The 18,272-nt window shown below is 69.0% G+C and carries 19 protein-coding genes and 1 pseudogene; 13 read left to right on the top strand and 7 right to left on the bottom strand.

Annotation, left to right across the window (positions count from 1 at the left end; all coding sequences use genetic code 11):
* Positions 1–94: 94 nt before the first annotated feature.
* The 11 genes and pseudogenes from AAFO60_RS07005 (at position 95) to AAFO60_RS06955 (ending at position 8,761) form a co-directional block, all read left to right on the top strand.
* Positions 95–331, top strand: a complete 237-nt coding sequence (locus tag AAFO60_RS07005) for a DNA-binding protein (protein ID WP_347955448.1) — start codon at positions 95–97, stop codon at positions 329–331.
* Complete coding sequence (locus AAFO60_RS07000) at positions 328–501, top strand: hypothetical protein (RefSeq protein ID WP_347955447.1); 174 nt, start codon at positions 328–330, stop codon at positions 499–501. The genes AAFO60_RS07005 and AAFO60_RS07000 overlap by 4 nt, the downstream gene beginning before the upstream one ends.
* Positions 494–1,126: a hypothetical protein gene (locus AAFO60_RS06995; protein WP_347955446.1), complete on the top strand. Its 633-nt coding sequence runs from the start codon at positions 494–496 to the stop codon at positions 1,124–1,126. Before AAFO60_RS07000 ends, AAFO60_RS06995 begins: the two co-directional genes overlap by 8 nt.
* Positions 1,127–2,017: 891 nt before the next feature.
* Positions 2,018–2,452 carry a hypothetical protein gene (locus AAFO60_RS06990; RefSeq protein ID WP_347955445.1) on the top strand — a complete coding sequence of 145 codons (435 nt, stop codon included), beginning with the start codon at positions 2,018–2,020 and terminating at the stop codon, positions 2,450–2,452.
* A pseudogene (locus AAFO60_RS06985) lies at positions 2,449–3,928 on the top strand (terminase large subunit domain-containing protein). Before AAFO60_RS06990 ends, AAFO60_RS06985 begins: the two are co-directional and overlap by 4 nt.
* 19 nt (positions 3,929–3,947) lie before the next feature.
* On the top strand, positions 3,948–5,294 hold the full coding sequence (locus AAFO60_RS06980; RefSeq protein ID WP_347955444.1) for a phage portal protein: 1,347 nt from the start codon (positions 3,948–3,950) through the stop codon (positions 5,292–5,294).
* On the top strand, positions 5,291–5,710 hold the full coding sequence (locus AAFO60_RS06975; protein ID WP_347955443.1) for a hypothetical protein: 420 nt from the start codon (positions 5,291–5,293) through the stop codon (positions 5,708–5,710). Before AAFO60_RS06980 ends, AAFO60_RS06975 begins: the two co-directional genes overlap by 4 nt.
* A 182-nt stretch (positions 5,711–5,892) precedes the next feature.
* Positions 5,893–6,726, top strand: a complete 834-nt coding sequence (locus AAFO60_RS06970; protein WP_347955442.1) for a phage major capsid protein — start codon at positions 5,893–5,895, stop codon at positions 6,724–6,726.
* A gap of 2 nt (positions 6,727–6,728) precedes the next feature.
* Positions 6,729–7,307, top strand: coding sequence for a hypothetical protein (locus AAFO60_RS06965; protein ID WP_347955441.1), 579 nt, complete (start codon positions 6,729–6,731; stop codon positions 7,305–7,307).
* Positions 7,307–7,606 (top strand): hypothetical protein, encoded by a 300-nt coding sequence (locus AAFO60_RS06960; RefSeq protein WP_347955440.1) that lies wholly within the window; start codon positions 7,307–7,309, stop codon positions 7,604–7,606. Before AAFO60_RS06965 ends, AAFO60_RS06960 begins: the two co-directional genes overlap by 1 nt.
* Before the next feature lie 519 nt (positions 7,607–8,125).
* Complete coding sequence (locus AAFO60_RS06955; protein ID WP_347955439.1) at positions 8,126–8,761, top strand: PepSY domain-containing protein; 636 nt, start codon at positions 8,126–8,128, stop codon at positions 8,759–8,761.
* A gap of 88 nt (positions 8,762–8,849) precedes the next feature.
* On the opposite strand, the gene AAFO60_RS06950 is transcribed toward AAFO60_RS06955, so the two are convergent.
* A complete protein-coding gene (locus tag AAFO60_RS06950) occupies positions 8,850–9,923 on the bottom strand; it encodes a D-alanine--D-alanine ligase family protein (protein WP_347955438.1) in 1,074 nt (357 codons plus the stop codon).
* Between the two features lie 39 nt (positions 9,924–9,962).
* Here AAFO60_RS06950 and AAFO60_RS06945 point away from each other — a divergent pair, with 39 nt between their 5' ends.
* Positions 9,963–11,279: a UDP-N-acetylmuramoyl-tripeptide--D-alanyl-D-alanine ligase gene (locus AAFO60_RS06945; protein ID WP_347955437.1), complete on the top strand. Its 1,317-nt coding sequence runs from the start codon at positions 9,963–9,965 to the stop codon at positions 11,277–11,279.
* Positions 11,280–11,286: 7 nt separating this feature from the next.
* Here AAFO60_RS06945 and AAFO60_RS06940 read toward each other — a convergent pair whose 3' ends face one another.
* Positions 11,287–11,739 (bottom strand): hypothetical protein, encoded by a 453-nt coding sequence (locus tag AAFO60_RS06940; RefSeq protein WP_347955436.1) that lies wholly within the window; start codon positions 11,737–11,739, stop codon positions 11,287–11,289.
* 44 nt (positions 11,740–11,783) lie between these two features.
* Here AAFO60_RS06940 and tgt point away from each other — a divergent pair, with 44 nt between their 5' ends.
* Positions 11,784–13,034, top strand: coding sequence for a tRNA guanosine(34) transglycosylase Tgt (gene tgt, locus AAFO60_RS06935; RefSeq protein ID WP_432211695.1), 1,251 nt, complete (start codon positions 11,784–11,786; stop codon positions 13,032–13,034).
* Positions 13,035–13,855: 821 nt separating this feature from the next.
* On the opposite strand, the gene gluQRS is transcribed toward tgt, so the two are convergent.
* From gluQRS to AAFO60_RS06910, 5 genes are all read right to left on the bottom strand, one after another.
* Positions 13,856–14,845, bottom strand: coding sequence for a tRNA glutamyl-Q(34) synthetase GluQRS (gene gluQRS / locus AAFO60_RS06930; protein ID WP_347955434.1), 990 nt, complete (start codon positions 14,843–14,845; stop codon positions 13,856–13,858).
* A 20-nt stretch (positions 14,846–14,865) separates the two neighbouring features.
* A complete protein-coding gene (locus tag AAFO60_RS06925) occupies positions 14,866–16,413 on the bottom strand; it encodes a DHA2 family efflux MFS transporter permease subunit (protein WP_347955433.1) in 1,548 nt (515 codons plus the stop codon).
* A complete protein-coding gene (locus AAFO60_RS06920; protein WP_347955432.1) occupies positions 16,410–17,072 on the bottom strand; it encodes a PadR family transcriptional regulator in 663 nt (220 codons plus the stop codon). Before AAFO60_RS06920 ends, AAFO60_RS06925 begins: the two co-directional genes overlap by 4 nt.
* A 146-nt stretch (positions 17,073–17,218) precedes the next feature.
* Positions 17,219–17,371: a hypothetical protein gene (locus tag AAFO60_RS06915; protein WP_347955431.1), complete on the bottom strand. Its 153-nt coding sequence runs from the start codon at positions 17,369–17,371 to the stop codon at positions 17,219–17,221.
* Positions 17,372–18,196, bottom strand: a complete 825-nt coding sequence (locus AAFO60_RS06910; protein WP_347955430.1) for a class E sortase — start codon at positions 18,194–18,196, stop codon at positions 17,372–17,374.
* Positions 18,197–18,272: the final 76 nt, after the last annotated feature.

The following is an 18,272-nucleotide window of genomic DNA, read 5'->3' as shown; positions in this document are numbered from 1 at the left end:
AGATCGTATCCACTTGACAGGAAAGACGAACAATGATTACTTTGATGCCACTACCGATCAAAGATGAAGGTAATCAGATCAAAAGGGGGTATCTATGTCCACGAAAACGACCTCGGCACCGCTGCCCGAAGCGAAGTCGCATCCTGGCGAGTTCGCTACACCGAAGTCCCTCTCTGAGTTCCTGCACACGACACCCCAGGCACTCAGTCAAGACCGCTACCTCGGCCGTGGGATCCCCTACGTGAAGTTTGGTCGCAAGGTGCTCTACCGCTGGTCAGACGTCTACGCCTACCTCGACGCCCACACCGTTCGGCCCGGTGGCGCCGCATGAACACCCGCTACAGCCGGTTCGACGGTTACGCAGACCTGGGCGAAGGCGCCGACGAGTTCGAGGGCCCGCGCCGCTTCACCCGACTGACCGAGAAGGCCGCGGTGCATCCCACCAAGAACGCCACCGCGACCAACCACCCGAACACCCACAAGGAGAACGAGCATGTCTGAGAATAACGTCCGACTCGCTGGCGCACTGCTCACCGAAGTCGTAGAGATCCAACGGCTGCATGGCCTCGCCGCCGAACGCCTTCACCAGGCCGTCCAGGACACCGTGACCGGCGACGCGCTCACCGCGTACAGCGACGACATGCGGACCGTCAAGGCACGCGAGGACCGGATCCGCGACCGCTACTTCCCCGCCGCGACCTCAGTCATGGTCGACACCCTCGCCGACACCCCCGGTCTCACCGTGTGGTTCGTCGACCGCGACCCGGTCCACCTCGAAGCAGACGCTCACCTCGTCGAAGCGCTCGCCGAGACCCGCGTCCTGCTCGCCGCCGAGGACGCCGCCGAAGCCGCACTGTTCGGCCCACCACCTGCCGAGTTGTGCGGCCTGTCGCCGCTGCTCGAAGGCAACGAACGCTGGTGGAGCATCTACGCTGGCCTCGCCGTCGAGGCGTTCATCGTCGAGCAGCGCGACGGCAGTCTCACCGTCGCAGTCTCCCCGGACCTCGAAGCGCTGGACAGCTGCACGACGGCGCACGCCGCCCGCGCCGCTGCCCGCGAGTTCGCCGAAGCGTCCGACGCCGTCGACCACTGGACCGCCCGCCTCGGCCTCGAAGGCCGTCCCTGAGCAGATGGCAACCGATCCGCTGCCTGCCGGGCATACGAGGGTGCCGAACTGGCTCTACGAGCCAGACAAGGCAGATCTCGACCTGTACGAGCTCGCGGTGATCCAAGTGCTGCTCCGGCACGTCGACGACCGAGGTGAGTGCTGGCCCAGTTACGTCCGCGTCGCCCGGTGCGCGCGGATCTCGCGCCGCAAGGCTGTCGACGTCATCGGACGCCTCGACGATCGCGGCATCGTAAGTGTGAGACGTGGCGGGCCGAATCGTCCGAACGTGTACCGGCTCCACCTCGACGCCGCGCGGGTTACCGCCGCTGAAGGTGGTGCACCAGATGCACCACCTAGTGCACACCGTGCACCACCACCTAGTGCACCAGATGCACCACCTAGTGCACACCATGCACCGCAGGTAGTGCACACCATGCACCCCGGTGGTGCACGCGGTGCACCCGAACAAGACCCAAGAACAAGACCCATTGAAAAAGAGGGGAGTACCAGCGCAAGTCACGGTGCGCGCGAGGACGTCATCGCCCCCACCCCAAACGCCGCCGACGACACCCGAAGCAACATAGCGCCGCTCCGACGCTGCCCCGCACACGAACACGTCCCGAACCCACCGCGGTGCGGACCCTGCGCCGACGCCAGACGAGCACACGAAGCATGGGAACGCGCCAACGCCGAGCAAGCCGCAGAACACGCAGCCGAAGCCCGCGAACGAGCCGAAGCGGCCCGCGCCGACGCCGCCTTCGCCCGACAGGCCGAGATCGACGACTGCCACCTGTGCGACGACCGCGGCTACGCCGGACACACCGTCTGCAACCACGACCCCACCACCGCCGAACGCGCCGCCCGCGGCATCGCAGCCGCACGCGCAGCCATCGCCAGAAAGGCCTCAGCGTGATCCCCAAGCCCTGCCTCACCTGTGGCGAACCCACCAACGCCGGCCGCTGCCCCGACTGCCACCTCAACGACCGCCGCACCCGCGACAACCAACGCACCCGCGACAACACCACCACCCGCGGATACGACACCACCTGGCGCAAACTCTCCGAACGAGCACGACGCCTCCAACCCTGGTGCACCGACTGCGGCGCCGTCGACGACCTCACCGCCGACCACAGCCCCGAAGCCTGGCACCGCAAACACAACGGCAAACCCATCCGCCTCCAAGACATCGACGTCGTCTGCCGACGCTGCAACGCCCGCCGAGGCCGCGCCAAACCCGCAGCCGACCAGCCAGACACCCAGGGGAGGCACCCCAAGCGACACCCATCCCGACTCCGGCCGATAGGCGTGGAGGCGAATGAAGATGAACGAGAGGCGATCCCGTGAGATCCGGCGTCAAGGCGAAGCTGGCGAACGCCGACGAGCCGCTGCCGTTCCGTCCTCGCTCGAAGGTGGAGTCTGAACGGTTCGCCGCGTTCTGCCGCAAGTTCGTTCTGGTGCCGAAGGGCACCGGTGCCCGGTCGGCGTTCAAGCCGCGAGCGTGGCAAATGGACATCGTTCGTGACGTCCTGGACTCCGGCGCACGGACTGTCGGCCTGATGCTGCCGAGAGGGCAGGGAAAGACGACGCTGAATGCCGCTGTCGCGCTCTATCGGTTCTTCACCGGGGGAGAGGGCCGCAAACGTCGTCGTTGTCGCCGTAGACGAGCGTCAGGCCGGTCTAGCGTTCAACGCTGCTCGCCGCATGGTCGAACTGAACGACGATCTGTCGTCGCGCTGCTACATCTACAGCGACCGGCTGGTGATCCCGCGCACCGACTCGACATTCCGTGTCCTGCCCGCGACACCGGCCGCCCTCGAAGGCCTCGACTACGTCCTCGCCATCGTCGACGAGGCCGGCGTCGTGAACCGTGACGTGTTCGAGGTCGTTCAGCTCGCGCAGGGCAAACGCGAACGATCCGCGCTCGTCGCCATCGGCACGCCCGGCCCCGACCCGCACAACAACGTGCTCGCCGACCTCAGGCGGTACGGCACCGACAACCCCGACGACGAGACGTTCCGCTGGCGCGAGTACTCAGCCGACGCGTTCCAGCATCACGCCGTCGACTGCCGCCACTGCTGGGAGCTCGCCAACCCCGCGCTCGGCGACTTCCTCCACGAGGACGCGATCCGCGCACTCCTGCCGCCGAAGACCCGCGAGTCGACGTTCCGCCGAGCTCGGCTCTGCCAGTTCTCGACCGACACCGAGGGCGTGTTCCTGCCGCCCGGCGTGTGGGACGGCCTCGGCACCGGGAAGTCGATCCCCGACGGCGCCGAGGTGGTGATCGCGTTCGACGGTTCATTCTCGGACGACACGACCGCGATCCTGGTCGGGACCGTCTCGGCAACACCGCATTTCGACGCCGTCGCCGTGTGGGAGAAGCCGGTCGGCGACGACGGTTGGCGCGTGCCGATCGCCGACGTCGAGCAGGCCATCCGCGACGCCTGCCGCCGGTGGACCGTCGTCGAGATCATCGCCGACCCGTTCCGGTGGACGCGCAGCCTACAGGCCCTCGCCGCCGAGGATCTGCCGATTGTCGAGTTCCCGCACTCACCGTCCCGACTGACCGCAGCCACCACGGACCTGTACGCCGCGGCCACCAACGGCCGCCTCACCCACTCCGGCGACACCCGCCTCGCCGCCCATGTCGCTGCCGCGATCGTCTCCGAAGACGCCCGCGGTATGCGCCTGGCGAAGGCCTCACGCTCGAAGACCGCCCGCAAGATCGACCTCGCCGCCTGCCTCGTCATGGCCCACAGCCGCGCCACCTGGCGCGCGACCCACAAGAAGAAGACCCGCAAAGCCCGCAGTTTCGCGGCCTGAACAGATTGGAAGAAACGATATGCCCAACCTCGGACATCGCGCGATGGACTGGCCCGACTCCGATTGGCCCGGCCGCGCCGAACTCGAACGTGCCCTCGACGTGCGAGCGGCCACCCTGCATCGCCTGAGCCAGTACTACGAGGGCACGCAGCCGCTCGCGTTCCTGTCGCCCGAGTCGAAGAAGAACCTCGGCCAGCGCCTGGACCGCATCGCCGTCAACCTGCCCCGACTCGCCGTCTCCGCGATCGCCGAACGCCTGCGCATCACCGGATTCACCGACCCCGACGGCCAGCAGATCCCCGGACTCTGGCGCGCATGGATCCGCGCGAACCTCGACCAGACGAGCGCCACCGCGCACCGCGAGGCCCTGGCCCTCGGCGAGGCTGCCGTCATAGTCTGGGCCGCCGCCGACGGACGCCCGACCGCATCCATCGAATCCGGCCAGCAGGTCGCCGTATACCGCGACGCCGGCACACGCGAAACACTCGCCGCGATCAAACGATGGCACGACCTTGCGCCCGACGGCACCGCGAAACAGACACGTTGGGTGATCTTCCGCCCCGACCGGATCGAGCACCTGATCGGCGACGGCGCCTCGATCACCGCGGCCAGCATCGTCGAGACCGTCGACAACCCGATCGAGGAAGTGCCAGTAGTCGCGCTGGCCAACGCCGACCGGCCGCTCGACGCGTTCGGCGTCAGTGAGTTCGCCGACCTGGTCCCCATCGTCGACGGACTGAACAAACTCACCTCTGACATGCTCACCGCCTCCGAGTTCGGCGCCCGGCCGCGACGTTGGGCGACCGGCCTCGAACTGGAGGAGCGCGACGTCATCGACGCCGACGGCCGCCCGGTCCTCGACTCGGCCGGCGACCCCGTCGTCGAGACCGTCAACCCGATCGCCGACGATCACCGCCTGATGATCAACGAGGCCCCCGAGGGCAAGTTCGGGCAACTGCCCGGTGCCGACCTCGCCGGATACGACACCGCCGTCGGCCTGCTGCTACAGCAGGCGTCGGCCGTCTCAGGCCTGCCCGGCCACTACCTCGGCATCAACTCGTCAGTGCCCGCATCGGCCGACGCGATCCGCGCCGCCGAGGCCGCGCTCACGGCTCGCGCCGAGGCCCGGCAGGCCGCGTTCGGACCGGCATGGGAGCGCGTCGCGCAACTCCTCCTCGCCGTCGAGGACAAGGCGCCCGTCGACGACTGGGAGCCGATGGTCCGATGGGCCGATCCTGCCACGCGCAGCGCAGCGCAGGAAGCCGACGCCATAGTGAAACTCCATGCCGCAGAGATCATTTCGACCGAAGAGGCCAGACAACGACTCGGCCTCGACGACACCACCAACACCAAGGAGCCCGCGTGACCGCCAACGACAACCAGCCCGACGACACCGAGCTCGACGAGCCGCAGCCCGATCCGGTCGAGCATCACGACGACACCAGCCAGGATCCCGCCGACGCCGACGCCGACGCGTTCCCGCGCGACTACGTCGAGGAACTCCGCAAGCAGTCCGCGAGCTACCGGACCCAACTCCGCCAGACCCAGGAACAGCTTCACCGGACGATGGTCGAGAAGACCGGCCGCCTCGCCGACCCGTCCGACCTGCCGTTCGACCCGGCCTACGTCGGCGACGCCGACGCGTTGAACGCCGCAATCGACGAACTGCTCGCCGCCCGACCGCACCTGCGCAGTCGCCGCCCGACCGGCGACGCCGGACAAGGCAACCGCGGCCGCCCGCCCGCAGGCGTGAACCTCGTCGAACTGCTCCGCGGCCGGTAACCCACATGACGAGGCCCCGACGTCCGAAAGGACGCCGGGGCCTCTGGCCATGTCGCACGGCCACTGTTCCACGAACCAGGGTAGCCTAGTCATCAGGCCAGGTGCCCTGATCGACCATCAACACCGCAACCGAGCCAGGCGCTCCACGCGAGAACACGACACTTCTCACGAACGGAGCCCCCGTGGCCACCCAGAACACCACCACCTTCCCGACCTTGCAGGCCGACCAGATCGCGTCGCTGCTGGTCCAGCCCCTCGAAGCCGAAAGCGTATTCCTCGCCGCCGGCCCGAAGATCATCGACACCAACGGCCCGATCCGCATCCCGCGCATCGCCTCCGGCCTCGACGTCGGGTTCGTCGGCGAAGGCGAGCAGATCCCCGAGTCCGGCGTCGGCCTCGACGAAGTCCAGATGCTCCCGTCATCGCTCAAGTCCCTCAAAGTCCTCAGCCGCGTGACCGCCGAAGTCCTCCGGTCGAGCGCCGTCGCCCTCGACGCGATCCTGAAACAGCGCCTGACCATCGACACCGCCGCCGCCCTCGACACCGCCCTGTTCAGCGGTGACGGCACCGACGACACCATCAAGGGCATCCTGAGCCAGGCCGGCGTGGCGACCGGCACCCTCGACGCCGAGAGCCCCGACACCCTGCTCGACGGCATCGGCATCGCCCGCGCCAACGAGGTCAAGCCGAACCGTTGGTTCCTGTCGCCCACCGACTACCTCGCCATCCGCAAGGCCAAGGACAACGAAGGCCGCTACGTCCTCCAGCCCGACATCACCCAGACCGGCGCCGAGGTACTGTTCGGCGTTCCGGTCACCGTCACCAGCCGAATCCCGGCCGGCAAGGCGATCCTCGCCGACATGGCTCTCGTCGTCGTCGCCCGCGACCTGTCGCCGACCGTCACCGTCGACCAGTCCCGCTACTTCGACACCGACGAGGTCGCGCTCCGCGTCGTCACCCGCTACGACCTCGCGCTGCTCCAGCCGAAGGCCGTCACCGTCCTCACCGCGATCTGACCATGCCAGCGCCCGAGGGCCAGTGGTGGCCCGAGAACTGGGTCGAACCCCCGTGGGAGTGTGGGCCGCTATCGCGGCCGGACTACTACACGCTGCTGAACAGCAACGGCATCGGTGACGACGGCATCGACTACAGCGGCCAGGAAGTCTGGCTCCGCTCAGTCAAGGCCGCGCACGGCAGCGGATCCGCATGGACCCCCGACCCCGTCCTGATCCCCGGCGCACCCGACCCCGACCCCGACCCAGATCCGGGGCCGGGGCCGGCCGACCGGCATCCGCTCGCCGACCGCGTCGCCGAGTTCCTCGGCCTACCCGGCGACCCCGACGTCGTCGCGATGGCCTCACAGCAGGCCACCGTCATCACCGAAATGGCGCGCGCCTACACGCGCGACGCAGGGTTCAACGGTCCCGACCCGAACAGTCAGATCGCCGCGGTGATCGTCGCCGCGACGGCCCGCCTCGTCGGAAACCCCGAGCAGATCGCGCACGGCATCGGCGACGTCCAATACCGAGGCGGATTCTCCGGCTGGTCCCTCGCTGAGACCACGGTCCTCAACCGGTACCGCAAGCGAGCACGCTGATGCTGCTCCGAGACAAAGTCACTCTGACCCACCCGGCAACCGGCGACCGGACCGTCCGCGCAGACGTCCAACCGGTCAAGATGAACGAGCCGGTCGTCGTCCAGAAAGAAGGCGTTCTCGTCGGCACCGAGTGGGTCCGCGACTACCGCGTGATCGTCGCCCCGTCGGTCAGTTTCAACGGCGTCACCGAGATCCGTTGGAATGGCGAGGGTCACGAGGTCGTCGCCGCGCCGCTCACACACTCCGCAGGAGGTCGGCCGCACCACCAAGAAGTGATCATGCGCTCAAAGACCTGGTGACACCCGAGGGAACCATTTCCCGGAGCCGGGAAGAGGGGCGAAGACGTCGACCACCTTTTCGGTGGCGTCACCGAAAAGTCCGGCGGCCGTCCGCGCGCGTGGTCGTTGGCCGCTAGCTGTGACTTTGGCGGAGGCGACAAAGTTCGGCGCCCCGTGCGCGTGGTCGTTGGTCGACCACCATTTCCCCCGATCGGTGCAGAAGGGGCGGCGCCCCGTGCCCACATTTTGCCCACACGCGATAGCGAAACTGGGTGATCTAGAGTGATGCCGACGGACCGAAAAGACCAGGCCAGAGGCTGGATTCGAGCCTGACCAGCGTCACTGACTAGGGTTCAAATCCCTCCGCCACCGCCGAAGGCCCCTGACTTGCATTGCAGGTCAGGGGCCTTCTCCATGCGATCGGTCCGTCAACCCCCTGCGATCTCGTGCTCGCGCGGTCGGGCGGCTCCGGGCAGGTGCGGACACCGTCGACGAGCGAGAACCCGTTCCGCCGGCGACCGTGTCGGCTTACGGTGGGGTATGCAGACCCGCAAGCACGTCCTCACCGTTGTCGCCGTCGCGGCGGTCGGCGCCGTCCCACTGCTCAGCGCCTGCTCGAACGACGGCTCGGATGCCGGGAAGACGTCGGCGCCCGTCACCGTCACCGTGACCGAGTCGGGGCACACCGGGCCTCCCGCTTCGCCCACCACGACGCCGAACGGCTCGAAGGTCGATCTGGCCACCGCCGGGGTGGCGGTCGACTGGCGCAGAGCGCTCGACATCGCCGGCCGACAGTTCGGCGGCAAGCCGGTCGCGGTGAAGCTCGAAGTGAAGCCGGCCGCGGCGCCGCAGTACGAGGTCACCCTCGTCTCCGACACTCAGGAGGCCGAGATCGACATCGACGCGAACATCGGCGAGGTCGTGGGCAAGAACATCGATCCCATCGAGCACGATGTCCTGCCGGGGAAGGGGGAGCCGCTGGTCCTCGACGGACTGATTGAGCCCGACGCGGCGATAGCGGCGGCCGTCAAGGCGCTGCCGGGCCCGGTCTCCGAGTGGAAGTTGAAGCGGCAGGGGGCGCAGATCGTCTACGTCGTCGACGTCGACAACCCGCAGGACGACGGCGACGTGACGGTCGACGCGAAGACGGGCGCGGTCCTGAGCGTCGACCACTGAAGCAATCGCACCGCTTCCGTTTTCCGCACCCGGTCGCGACCAGGTGCGGAAAACGAAAGCGGTGCGATACCGCGGAAAGCGGTGCGACTCAGTGCTCGGTGGAGAAGGAGCTCCGACGACGGTGCACCTCGAGCGCCAGCGTCACCAGGCGGTCGATGAGGTCGGGGTAGGAGATGCCGGTGGCCTCCCACATCTTCGGGTACATCGAGGCGGGGGTGAAGCCTGGGATCGTGTTGACCTCGTTGAGGAGCCAGCCGCGGCCGCCCTCCTCGTAGAAGAAGTCGACGCGGGCCAGGCCGGCGCAGCGCAGCGCGACGAACGTCTCGGCGGCCAGCTCGCGGACACCGGCGATCGCCTCGTCCGACAGCGGTGCCGGGATCATCAGTTCGGCCGAGCCGGTGACGTACTTGTCCTCGTAGTCGTAGAAGTCGCTGCCTGGCTTCACCTCCCCGGGAAGCGAGGTGTCGGGGGCGGAGTTCCCGAGCACCGCGACCTCGATCTCACGCCCGACGATCGCCTCCTCGATGATCACGGTGTCGTCGTAGCGCAGCGCGTGGTTGATGGCGGCATCGAGCTCTTCGCGGGTGGCGGCGCAACTCACGCCGACCGACGAGCCCATGTTGGCGGGCTTGACGAACATCGGCCACCCGAGCTGCTCGGCGGCGTCGGACAGGATCTGGCGGGCATCGTCGACGCCGTCGCGGAAGGTGAGCCAGCGGCACTGCGGGATGCCGGCGCGCGAGGCGACCTCCTTGGTCATCGCCTTGTCCATGCACAGCGACGACGACAGCACCCCGCAACCGACGTAGGGGAGTTTGAACAGTTCGAGCATGCCCTGCACGGTGCCGTCCTCGCCGTGCGGTCCGTGCAGCAGCGGGAAGACGACCGTCAGATCCTCGGGGTCGCCGGCGAGCACGTGGAGCGGGTTGACCTCCGGGCCCTCGATGTCGAGGCGGCCGGGCAGTTCGGCGCCGGCGGCGAGGGCCTCGGCGGCGGCGTCGTTGCGATGCCACACGCCGCGCTTGTCGATGCCGACCGGCACCAGCCGGTACTTGGTGCGGTCCGCGGCGGCCAGCACGTGGGCGGCGCTCACACGGGACACGTCGTGTTCTGCAGAAACCCCGCCGTAGAGGACGACGAGCCGGATGAGGGGGGTGCTCATGGGTGCAACGATACGTGCTTGCTTGTAGCGTTGTTTGTCGTGCGTCTCCTAGCCAGTCAGATCGCCGCCGCAACGGGCGGAACCCTCCACGGACCGGATGTCGCGGTCGATTCGGCGAGCATCGACTCGCGGTCGGCGCGCCCCGGACAGCTGTTCGTGCCGATCGTCGCCGCGCGCGACGGACACGACTTCATTCCGTCGGCGGTCGCGGCCGGGGCGCCGGTGTATCTGACCGATCGGGCGCCCGATCCGGCCGTCGCGGCGACCGCCGTGCAGGTCGCCGACACCGCCGAAGCCCTCGCCGACCTCGGACGGTTCGTGCGGGCGGGGCTGACCGGCGCGGTCGTCGGCGTCACCGGCTCGGTCGGCAAGACCTCCACCAAAGACCTGCTGGCCGGGGTGCTGGAGACCACCTTCCGGACCGCGGCCAGCGCGAAGAGCTTCAACAACGAGCTCGGTCTGCCGCTGACCCTGCTCGGCGCCCCCGACGACACCGAGGCCGTCGTCCTGGAGATGGGGGCGCGTGGTGTGGGGCACATCGCGAAGCTGTGCTCCATCGCGTCCCCGACCGTCGGCGTGCTCACCCGGGTGGAGGCGGTGCACCTGGAGATGTTCGGCACCCTCGCCGACGTCGCGCAGGCCAAGGGCGAACTCGTCGAGGCGCTGCCCGCCGACGGGCTCGCGGTCCTCAACGCCGACCATCCGATCGTCGCGGCGATGGCCCCGCGCACCGCGGCGCGCGTCCTGACCTACGGCGTCGACCCGGCCGCCGACGTCCGCGCCACCGACATCACCCTCGACGACCAGCTGCGTGCGAGCTTCACCCTCCACACCCCGTGGGGCCGGACCGACGTCCGGCTCGGCGCCCGCGGCGAACACCAGGTCGGCAACGCCCTGGCGGCGGCCGCCGCCGGCGGCGGGGTCGGGGTGTCGATCGAGAAGATCGCCGAGGGACTGCTGGGTGCGAACCTGTCGGGGCTGCGGATGGAACTGACCACCACGGCGGCCGGCGTCACCGTCATCAACGACGCCTACAACGCCAACCCGACCTCGATGGCGGCCGGACTGTCGGCGCTCGCCCGACTCGACGCGGGGCGCCGTTTCGCCGTGCTGGGGACGATGGCCGAACTCGGCGACGACAGCGCCGCCGCTCACCGCGACGTCGCCCGGCAGGCGTCGGACCTCGGCATCACGGTCATCGCCGTCGACGAATCCGCCTACGGCGACGGCGTCACGCATGTGAGCGGCGTCGACGGCGCCGTCGACGCCCTCGGGACGCTGAACCGCGGCGACGCGGTCCTGGTCAAGGGCAGCCGGGTGGCCGCGCTGGAGCGGGTCGCCGAGGCGCTGGCCTGATCGGCGACTACGGCGTCAGCGCGAAGGCCTGACTTCCGCGACTGCAGCGCGACAGTTCGCCGACCACGGTCGAGGGGCGGCAGTCCCATCCCGACACGGTCTGCGGTGCGCCGGTCGCGATCAGCGGGCCGTACTCGCGGGCGATCGTCTGAGCGGTGTCGCACGGCAGGTCGCCGGCGACGATGTGGATCTGCAGCGCGCCGTCGGGTCCCTTGGTGGCGCCGCAGGTCGGTGCGCCCGACGGCGAGGTGCTCTCCGGGGCGGAGTGGTTCGGGGCCTGGGGCTTGGGCTTCGGGCCGCCGACCACGGGGATCGAACTGTTCGCCGGTGCGGTGACGCCGGCGGAGGCCGCGGCGTCGGAGCTGGACGAGGCGTTGTTCTCGGAACCGCAGGCGGTGGCGGCCAGGGCGATCGAGCAGCCGAGGAGGGCGGTCGCGGCCAGTTTCATCGTGCGAGTCATGGGCACAACGCTAACGAATTTGAGCGGGTGCGCGCAGGGCTGGGATGATGGCAGCCGTGACCAGCAGCCATTTCGCCCCCCGCACCGCCCTCGACGGCACCGCGGGTCGCACCGGAACCATCACCACCCCGCACGGCCGGATCCAGACGCCGGCCTTCGTTCCGGTCGGCACCAAGGCGACGGTCAAGACGGTGCTGCCCGAAGCGGTCGCGGCGCTCGGCGCGCAGGCGGTGCTCGCCAACGCCTATCACCTGTACCTGCAGCCGGGCCCGGAGATCGTCGACCAGGCCGGGGGTCTCGGCTCGTTCATGAACTGGCCCGGTCCCACCTACACCGACAGCGGCGGCTTCCAGGTCATGTCGCTGGGTGCCGGATTCAAGAAGGTCATCTCCATGGACGTCGTCGGTGAGCGCGACGACCACAAGATCGCCGAAGGGAAGGAACGTCTCGCCAACGTCGACGCCGAGGGCGTCACCTTCAAGTCGCACCTGGACGGTTCCCTGCACCGGTTCACTCCCGAGGTGTCGATGCAGATTCAGCATCAGCTCGGCGCCGACATCATCTTTGCCTTCGACGAGCTCACCACGCTGATGAACACCCGCGGCTACCAGGAGACCTCGCTGGAACGCACCCGGCAGTGGGCGATCCGCTGCCTGGCCGAGCACAATCGACTCTCGACCGAACGCGCCCATCGGCCGCAGCAGGCGCTGTGGGGCGTCGTCCAGGGCGCACAGTACGAGGACCTGCGCCGCAAGGCGACCCGCGACCTCGTCGAACTGAGCCGGATCGACCGCGAGAACGGCGGAAAGGGCTTCGGCGGCTACGGCATCGGCGGTGCGCTCGAGAAGGACAACCTCGGCACCATCGTCGGCTGGGTCACCGACGAACTGCCCGACGACGCGCCCCGGCATCTGCTCGGCATCAGCGAACCCGACGACATCTTCACCGCCATCGAGAACGGCGCCGACACCTTCGACTGCGTCTCGCCGACCCGCGTGGCCCGCAACGGCGCCATCTACTCGTTCGACGGTCGCTACAACATCACCAACGCGAAGTACAAGAACGACTTCTCGCCGCTCGACGCCGAGCTCGACAACTACTCCACGCAGTACAGCCGCGCCTACCTGCACCATCTGTTCAAGGCGAAGGAGGGCCTCGCGTCCACCTTGGCGACCCTGCACAACCTGTCGTTCACCATCACCCTCGTCGACCGTGCCCGCCAGGCGATCGAGGACGGCACCTACTTCGAGTACCGCGACGCCTTCCTGGCCCGCTACTACGCCCGAGCGGTGTAGCCCATCTCGATACGCTCGCTCACTTCGTTCGCGGGCTACTCGATGAGCCTAGAGTGCTTGGGCGGTCGTGTGGCCGGTGCGCCTGGCCTTTCAGGGGGCCGGGTGACCGGTGCGCCTGGCCTTCAAGGGTGGTCGAGTAGTCACCGAGCGCAGCGAGGCGACGTATCGAGACCTGGCCGGCATCTCGATACGCTCGCTCACTTCGTTCGCGGGCTACTCGATGAGCCTGGGGCGCTTGGGCGGGGCCGGGTCTGCCGGCCGGGTGGCCGGTACGCGTGGTCTTTTCAGGGTGGTCGTGTGGCCGGTGCGCGTGGCCTTTCAGGGTGGTCGAGTAGTCACCGAGCGTAGCGAGGCGGCGTATCGAGACCTGGCCTGCATCTCGATACGCTCGCTCACTTCGTTCGCGGGCTACTCGATGAGCCTGGGGTGCTCCGGCGGGGCTGGGTTTGCCGGCAGGCGGCCGATGAGCCTGGGGCGCTTTGGCGGCGCTGGGTTTGGCCCGGGTTTGGCCTGGCCTTTCAGGGTGGTCGTGTGGCCGGTGCGCGTGGCCTTTCAGGGTGGTCGAGTAGTCACCGAGCGCAGCGAGGCGACGTATCGAGACCTGGCCGGCATCTCGATACGCTCGCTCACTTCGTTCGCGGGCTACTCGATGAGCCTGGGGCGCTTGGGCGGGGCCGGGTCTGCCGGCCGGGTGGCCGGTACGCGTGGTCTTTTCAGGGTGGTCGTGTGGCCGGTGCGCGTGGCCTTTCAGGGTGGTCGAGTAGTCACCGAGCGTAGCGAGGCGACGTATCGAGACCTGGCCTGCATCTCGATACGCTCGCTCACTTCGTTCGCGGGCTACTCGATGAGCCTGCCTGGGGTGCTTCGGTGGGCCTGGGTTTGCCGGCCGGGCCGCCGATGAGCCTGGGATGCTCCGGCGGGACGAAGATCCAGGGGTCGCGCGGCAGGGCGGCGGGGTCGAACCGCGCGGCGAGGAGGTCGAGCGTCACCGCCTCGCCCGGCGCCGACAGTCCCAGCGACTGTCCGATCATCGCCAGGACCCCGGCCGCGTCGACGCCGTGAGCCGCCAGGTCGGCCATGGTCACGGCACCGTCGCGTTTGGCCAGCCGCGCGCCGTCGCGATTGCACACCAGCGGGACGTGCGCGTACTCGGGCGGTCGATGCCCGAGTAGGGTCGCGAGATAGGCCTGTCGGGGCGCGGAGCTGAGCAGGTCGTCGCCCCGGACCACCTGGTCGATGCCGGAGGCGGCGTCGTCGACCACCACCGCCAGGTTGTAGGCGGGGATGCCGTCGCCGCGGATCAGGACGAAATCGTCGACGTCGCCGATGAACTCACCGCGGCACACATCGTGTACACGGAACGACGAGACGTCGGCGCGCAGCCGGATCGCGGCGGGCCGTTCGGCACGCCGACGCTCCCGCTGCGCGGCGGTCAGATCTCGGCAGGTCCCCGGGTACGCCCCCTGCGGCGCGTGCGGCGCGCTCGGCGCCTCGAGGATCTCGCGACGGGTGCAGAAGCACTCGAAAGTCCTTCGTGCAGCGACCAACTCGTCGACGACGGCGCGGTAGACCGCAGTCCGCGACGATTGGTACAGCACGGGCTCGTCCCACGTCAGTCCGAGAGCGCGCAGATCGTCGAGCTGACGGACGTCGGCGCCCGGACGCACCCGGTCGAGGTCCTCCATCCGGAGCACGAAACCGCGGTCCGTGGCGCGGGCGAAGAGCCACGCCAGGACCGCGGTCCGCAGGTTCCCGATGTGCAGGTCGCCCGACGGCGACGGCGCGAAACGGCCGGAGGGCGTTGACGACATGGCCTCCACGGTAGTTTCTCCTATGCGGTCGTCTCAGAGGCCTTCGGTACGGCGGCCTTCTGCGCCACGGACTGCTTCAGCGCCTCCCGGAACTCGGGCTTGGTGCTCTCGGGCCGCACCATGAACAGCACGGCGCCGACGCCGACGACCATGATCGCGGCCGGCAGCAGCATCGACTGCGCCATCGCCGTCGAGAACGGTCCGACCAGGAATCCCGGCAGATGTCCGGTGCCGATGGCGTCGGCGCTGGAGGCACCCGGAATGTTGGCCTCCAGCCGCGCCTGCATGGCCGCGGCGATGGCGGCCGAACCGATGACCGAACCGATCTGGCGGGTGGTGTTGTAGATGCCCGCTCCGGCGCCCGCCTGCCGCGGCGGCAGATTGCGGGTGGCGGTGGTGGCCAGCGGTCCCCACATGCCGGCGTTGGCGACGCCCATCACCGCGGCGGGCAGCAGGAACATCGCGATCGGGGTGTCGGCGTTCATCATCGACGCGTACCAGAACATCGACAGGCTGTAGAGGCCGAGCCCCGGGACCAGCAGGAACCGCGGGTCGGTCCGGTCGAGAAGCTTGCCGGCCAGCGGCGCGAGCACACCGGCCAGCACCGCCATCGGGATCAGCAGCAGGGCCGAGTCGGTCGGGGTGAGCCCGCGGGCCACCTGAATGAAGAACATCATCGGCAGCGTCATGCTGGTGACGGCGAAACCGACCACCGAGATGCCGAGGTTGGAGAGGGAGAAGTTCCGGTCGCGGAACAACTCCAGCGGCACCAGCGGCTCGCTGCGCGTGCGTGACTGCTGAAACAGAAACAGCGCCATCAACGCGATGCCGCCGATCACCATCGCCCACACCCAGCCGGCCCAGTCGTACTTCTGGCCCTCCTGCAGACCGAAGACGATCAGGAACAGCGCGACGGTGCTGATCGCGACACCGACCATGTCGAAGCGGTGCGGGTGCGTCGCCAGGCGCGGCACCAGCCGCCACGCGGCGACGAAGCCGATGACGCCGACCGGGACGTTGATGAAGAAGATCCACTCCCAACCCGCGTGGTCGACGAGCAGGCCGCCGGCCAGCGGCCCGACCAGCATCGCCACGCCGGCGACCGAACCCCACAGGCCCATCGCGGCGCCGCGCTGATGCGGCGGGAAGGTGCGGGTGATGACCGCCATCGTCTGCGGGGTGATCAGTGCGGCGCCCAGGCCTTGAACGGCGCGGAAGGCCACCAGCATGCCCAACGACGACGACAGTCCGCAGCCCAGCGAGGCGAGCGTGAAGACGGTGATGCCGATCAGGTACATGCTGCGCGGCCCGAACCGGTCGCCGAGGCGGCCGGTGATCAGCAGCGGGACGGCGTAGGCGAGCAGGTAGGCGCTGGTGACCCAGACGACGTTGTCGAGGTTGCCGGTGTCGGGGTCGAGCGCGGCCTTGATGGCGGGATTGGCCACCGAGACGATCGTGGTGTCGACCAGGACCATGAAGAAGCCGATGACCAGGGCCCACAGGGCTGGCCACGGGCTGCGCGCGGTGTCGTCGGCGACGCTGCCGGGCGGTGCGGCGGGTGAGGTCATGCGGTGGTGTCCTTCGGGTCGGTGTCCGCCGGGGCGGCGTGCTGATCGGGGGCGTGCTGGTCGGTGACGTGTTGATCGGGGGTGCAGGCGTCGACGCCCCAGCGGTAGGCGGGGTCGGCCAGACGCGCGAGGAATCCGTCGGTCCAGGTCAGGTCGGCGTGCAGGAGGTGGGACTGGCGGTCGACTTCGACGAGGAACTGCTCCTGGACGTGGCGGGTGGCCGCGTCGGTCAGTCCCGCACGGTGGGCGGCGAGGTCGGCGGTCAGTGCTTCGCGCCGCCGGGTGAGCAGGTCGATCACCTCATCGCGTCCCAGGTTGTGCGCTTCGGCGAGCGCGACGCGGAAGCGGGCCGGACGGTCGATGTCGGGCAGTTCGGTTCGCACCCAGTCGACGACGGCGTCGCGGCCGGCGCCGGTGAGGGTGTACGTGGTGCGTTCGGGCCGGTTGCCCTCGCGGTCGACGCCGACCTCTGCGAGCAGTTCTTGCTGGTGGAGGCGGTCGACGGTGTGGTAGAGCGTGCCGTTGGTGACCGAGACCATGCGGTCGTCGCGGCGCTGTTTGAGGAGCCGGACCATCTCGTACGGGTGCATGTCGCCCTCGCGGAGCAAGGCCAGGACCATCACCCCGAGCGGGGTGAGCTTCACCGGCTTAGTCGACATCGATTACTCCAATCAAATTAGTCGATGTGGACTATATGGCGAGGGGTGGGCCCCGGTCAATGTCGGACACCCGTCGGCGCCCGGGGAGACTCGGTCTCCGCACGCCCGTCGACGCGCGGAGACCGGGTGTCTCAGGCGGTGATCTCTCAGACGGTGACGTCGGAGTAGGGCATCAGGCTCGACAGCCAGGGAAACACGTACTCCATGAGCAAGAGCACCGCCGCTGCGGCGAGAACGATCGCGATCAGCGCCTTGAGCACACGAGGGCCGGGGAGGGCGCGCCAGAGATAGCCGTACATTCATCGCTCCTGTAGTGCCGCGGGCCGACCGCCCGAGGACTTGGGAATGGTCTCGACGAGCATCGCATGCACGATCATGCGTTCGGTGTTCGAGAACAGGGGGTGGCAGGTGGTCAGCGTCGCCACGCTCTCCAGATCGTCGCCGGGTGCGGTCCACGGCGCGCTGGGCAGCGGGTTGATCACGTCGACGTCGCCGGGCAGGGTGATCCGCCGCCCCTGCAGGTGCGCGTAATCGCCGTCGGTGACACGCGCGGTCTGCGCGGGGCTCAGACAGTTGCGCGCAGCGGCGGCGCGGGCGGCCGGATCGGTGGCGAGCGGCAGCACCCGGTAGGTCAGCCACTGGTACTCGGTCTCGACGACGACGGCGTCGCACGCCTCGAGCCCGTCCAGGTGCTGAAAGGCGGCGCCGGACCCGATGCGGTGCGCGGCGAGCGCGAAGTTGCCCGGCTCGCCGGGAAGCTGCGAGGCGGGATAGTGGCCGGGGCCGGCCCGCAGGTTCTCGCCGTCGACGCCTTCGACGACGGCGTACTTGATGTCGATGGCGGGCATGTGGATGCGCGCGAAGCCCTCGCCGGGCACCGGCGTCAAGGGCGGAATCGGTTGTCCGGCGACGACTCCGGACCCGTCGGACCACGCCTGCTCGAGCCGGGATTCGACGCCGGCCTGCAGCCGACCGGAGGCGATGTTGGTCCAGAACGCCTCATAGACCACGAACAGCAGGACCAGGACTCCGGCCGTGAGGAGCAGCTCACCCAGAATCTGGCCTGCGCCTGGGCGGGGCCGACTCGGTGCGACGCTCGGTGCGGCGGCGTGGTGATCACTCACGGGCCGGAGTTCCTTTCAAAAGAAGAAGAGGGGCATGACCTATCGTGTCCGCCCCCGACGGAGAACGGGGCGGGTC

The sequence above is a fragment of the Gordonia aichiensis genome (assembly GCF_039946255.1).
GTDB lineage: Bacteria > Actinomycetota > Actinomycetes > Mycobacteriales > Mycobacteriaceae > Gordonia > Gordonia aichiensis_A.
This window is presented reverse-complemented; position numbering and strand designations above follow the sequence as displayed.

Bases quoted from the DNA above. Each gene is read 5' to 3' on its own strand.
- AAFO60_RS06940 (WP_347955436.1), bottom strand. From the start codon at position 11,739: ATGACTCGCACGATGAAACTGGCCGCGACCGCCCTCCTCGGCTGCTCG.
- AAFO60_RS06965 (WP_347955441.1), top strand. From the start codon at position 6,729: ATGCCAGCGCCCGAGGGCCAGTGGTGGCCCGAGAACTGGGTCGAACCC.
- AAFO60_RS07005 (WP_347955448.1), top strand. From the start codon at position 95: ATGTCCACGAAAACGACCTCGGCACCGCTGCCCGAAGCGAAGTCGCAT.
- AAFO60_RS06995 (WP_347955446.1), top strand. From the start codon at position 494: ATGTCTGAGAATAACGTCCGACTCGCTGGCGCACTGCTCACCGAAGTC.
- AAFO60_RS06925 (WP_347955433.1), bottom strand. From the start codon at position 16,413: ATGACCTCACCCGCCGCACCGCCCGGCAGCGTCGCCGACGACACCGCG.
- AAFO60_RS06955 (WP_347955439.1), top strand. From the start codon at position 8,126: ATGCAGACCCGCAAGCACGTCCTCACCGTTGTCGCCGTCGCGGCGGTC.
- AAFO60_RS06960 (WP_347955440.1), top strand. From the start codon at position 7,307: ATGCTGCTCCGAGACAAAGTCACTCTGACCCACCCGGCAACCGGCGAC.
- AAFO60_RS06950 (WP_347955438.1), bottom strand. From the start codon at position 9,923: ATGAGCACCCCCCTCATCCGGCTCGTCGTCCTCTACGGCGGGGTTTCT.
- AAFO60_RS06920 (WP_347955432.1), bottom strand. From the start codon at position 17,072: ATGTCGACTAAGCCGGTGAAGCTCACCCCGCTCGGGGTGATGGTCCTG.
- tgt (WP_432211695.1), top strand. From the start codon at position 11,784: ATGATGGCAGCCGTGACCAGCAGCCATTTCGCCCCCCGCACCGCCCTC.
- gluQRS (WP_347955434.1), bottom strand. From the start codon at position 14,845: ATGTCGTCAACGCCCTCCGGCCGTTTCGCGCCGTCGCCGTCGGGCGAC.
- AAFO60_RS07000 (WP_347955447.1), top strand. From the start codon at position 328: ATGAACACCCGCTACAGCCGGTTCGACGGTTACGCAGACCTGGGCGAA.
- AAFO60_RS06915 (WP_347955431.1), bottom strand. From the start codon at position 17,371: ATGTACGGCTATCTCTGGCGCGCCCTCCCCGGCCCTCGTGTGCTCAAG.
- AAFO60_RS06980 (WP_347955444.1), top strand. From the start codon at position 3,948: ATGCCCAACCTCGGACATCGCGCGATGGACTGGCCCGACTCCGATTGG.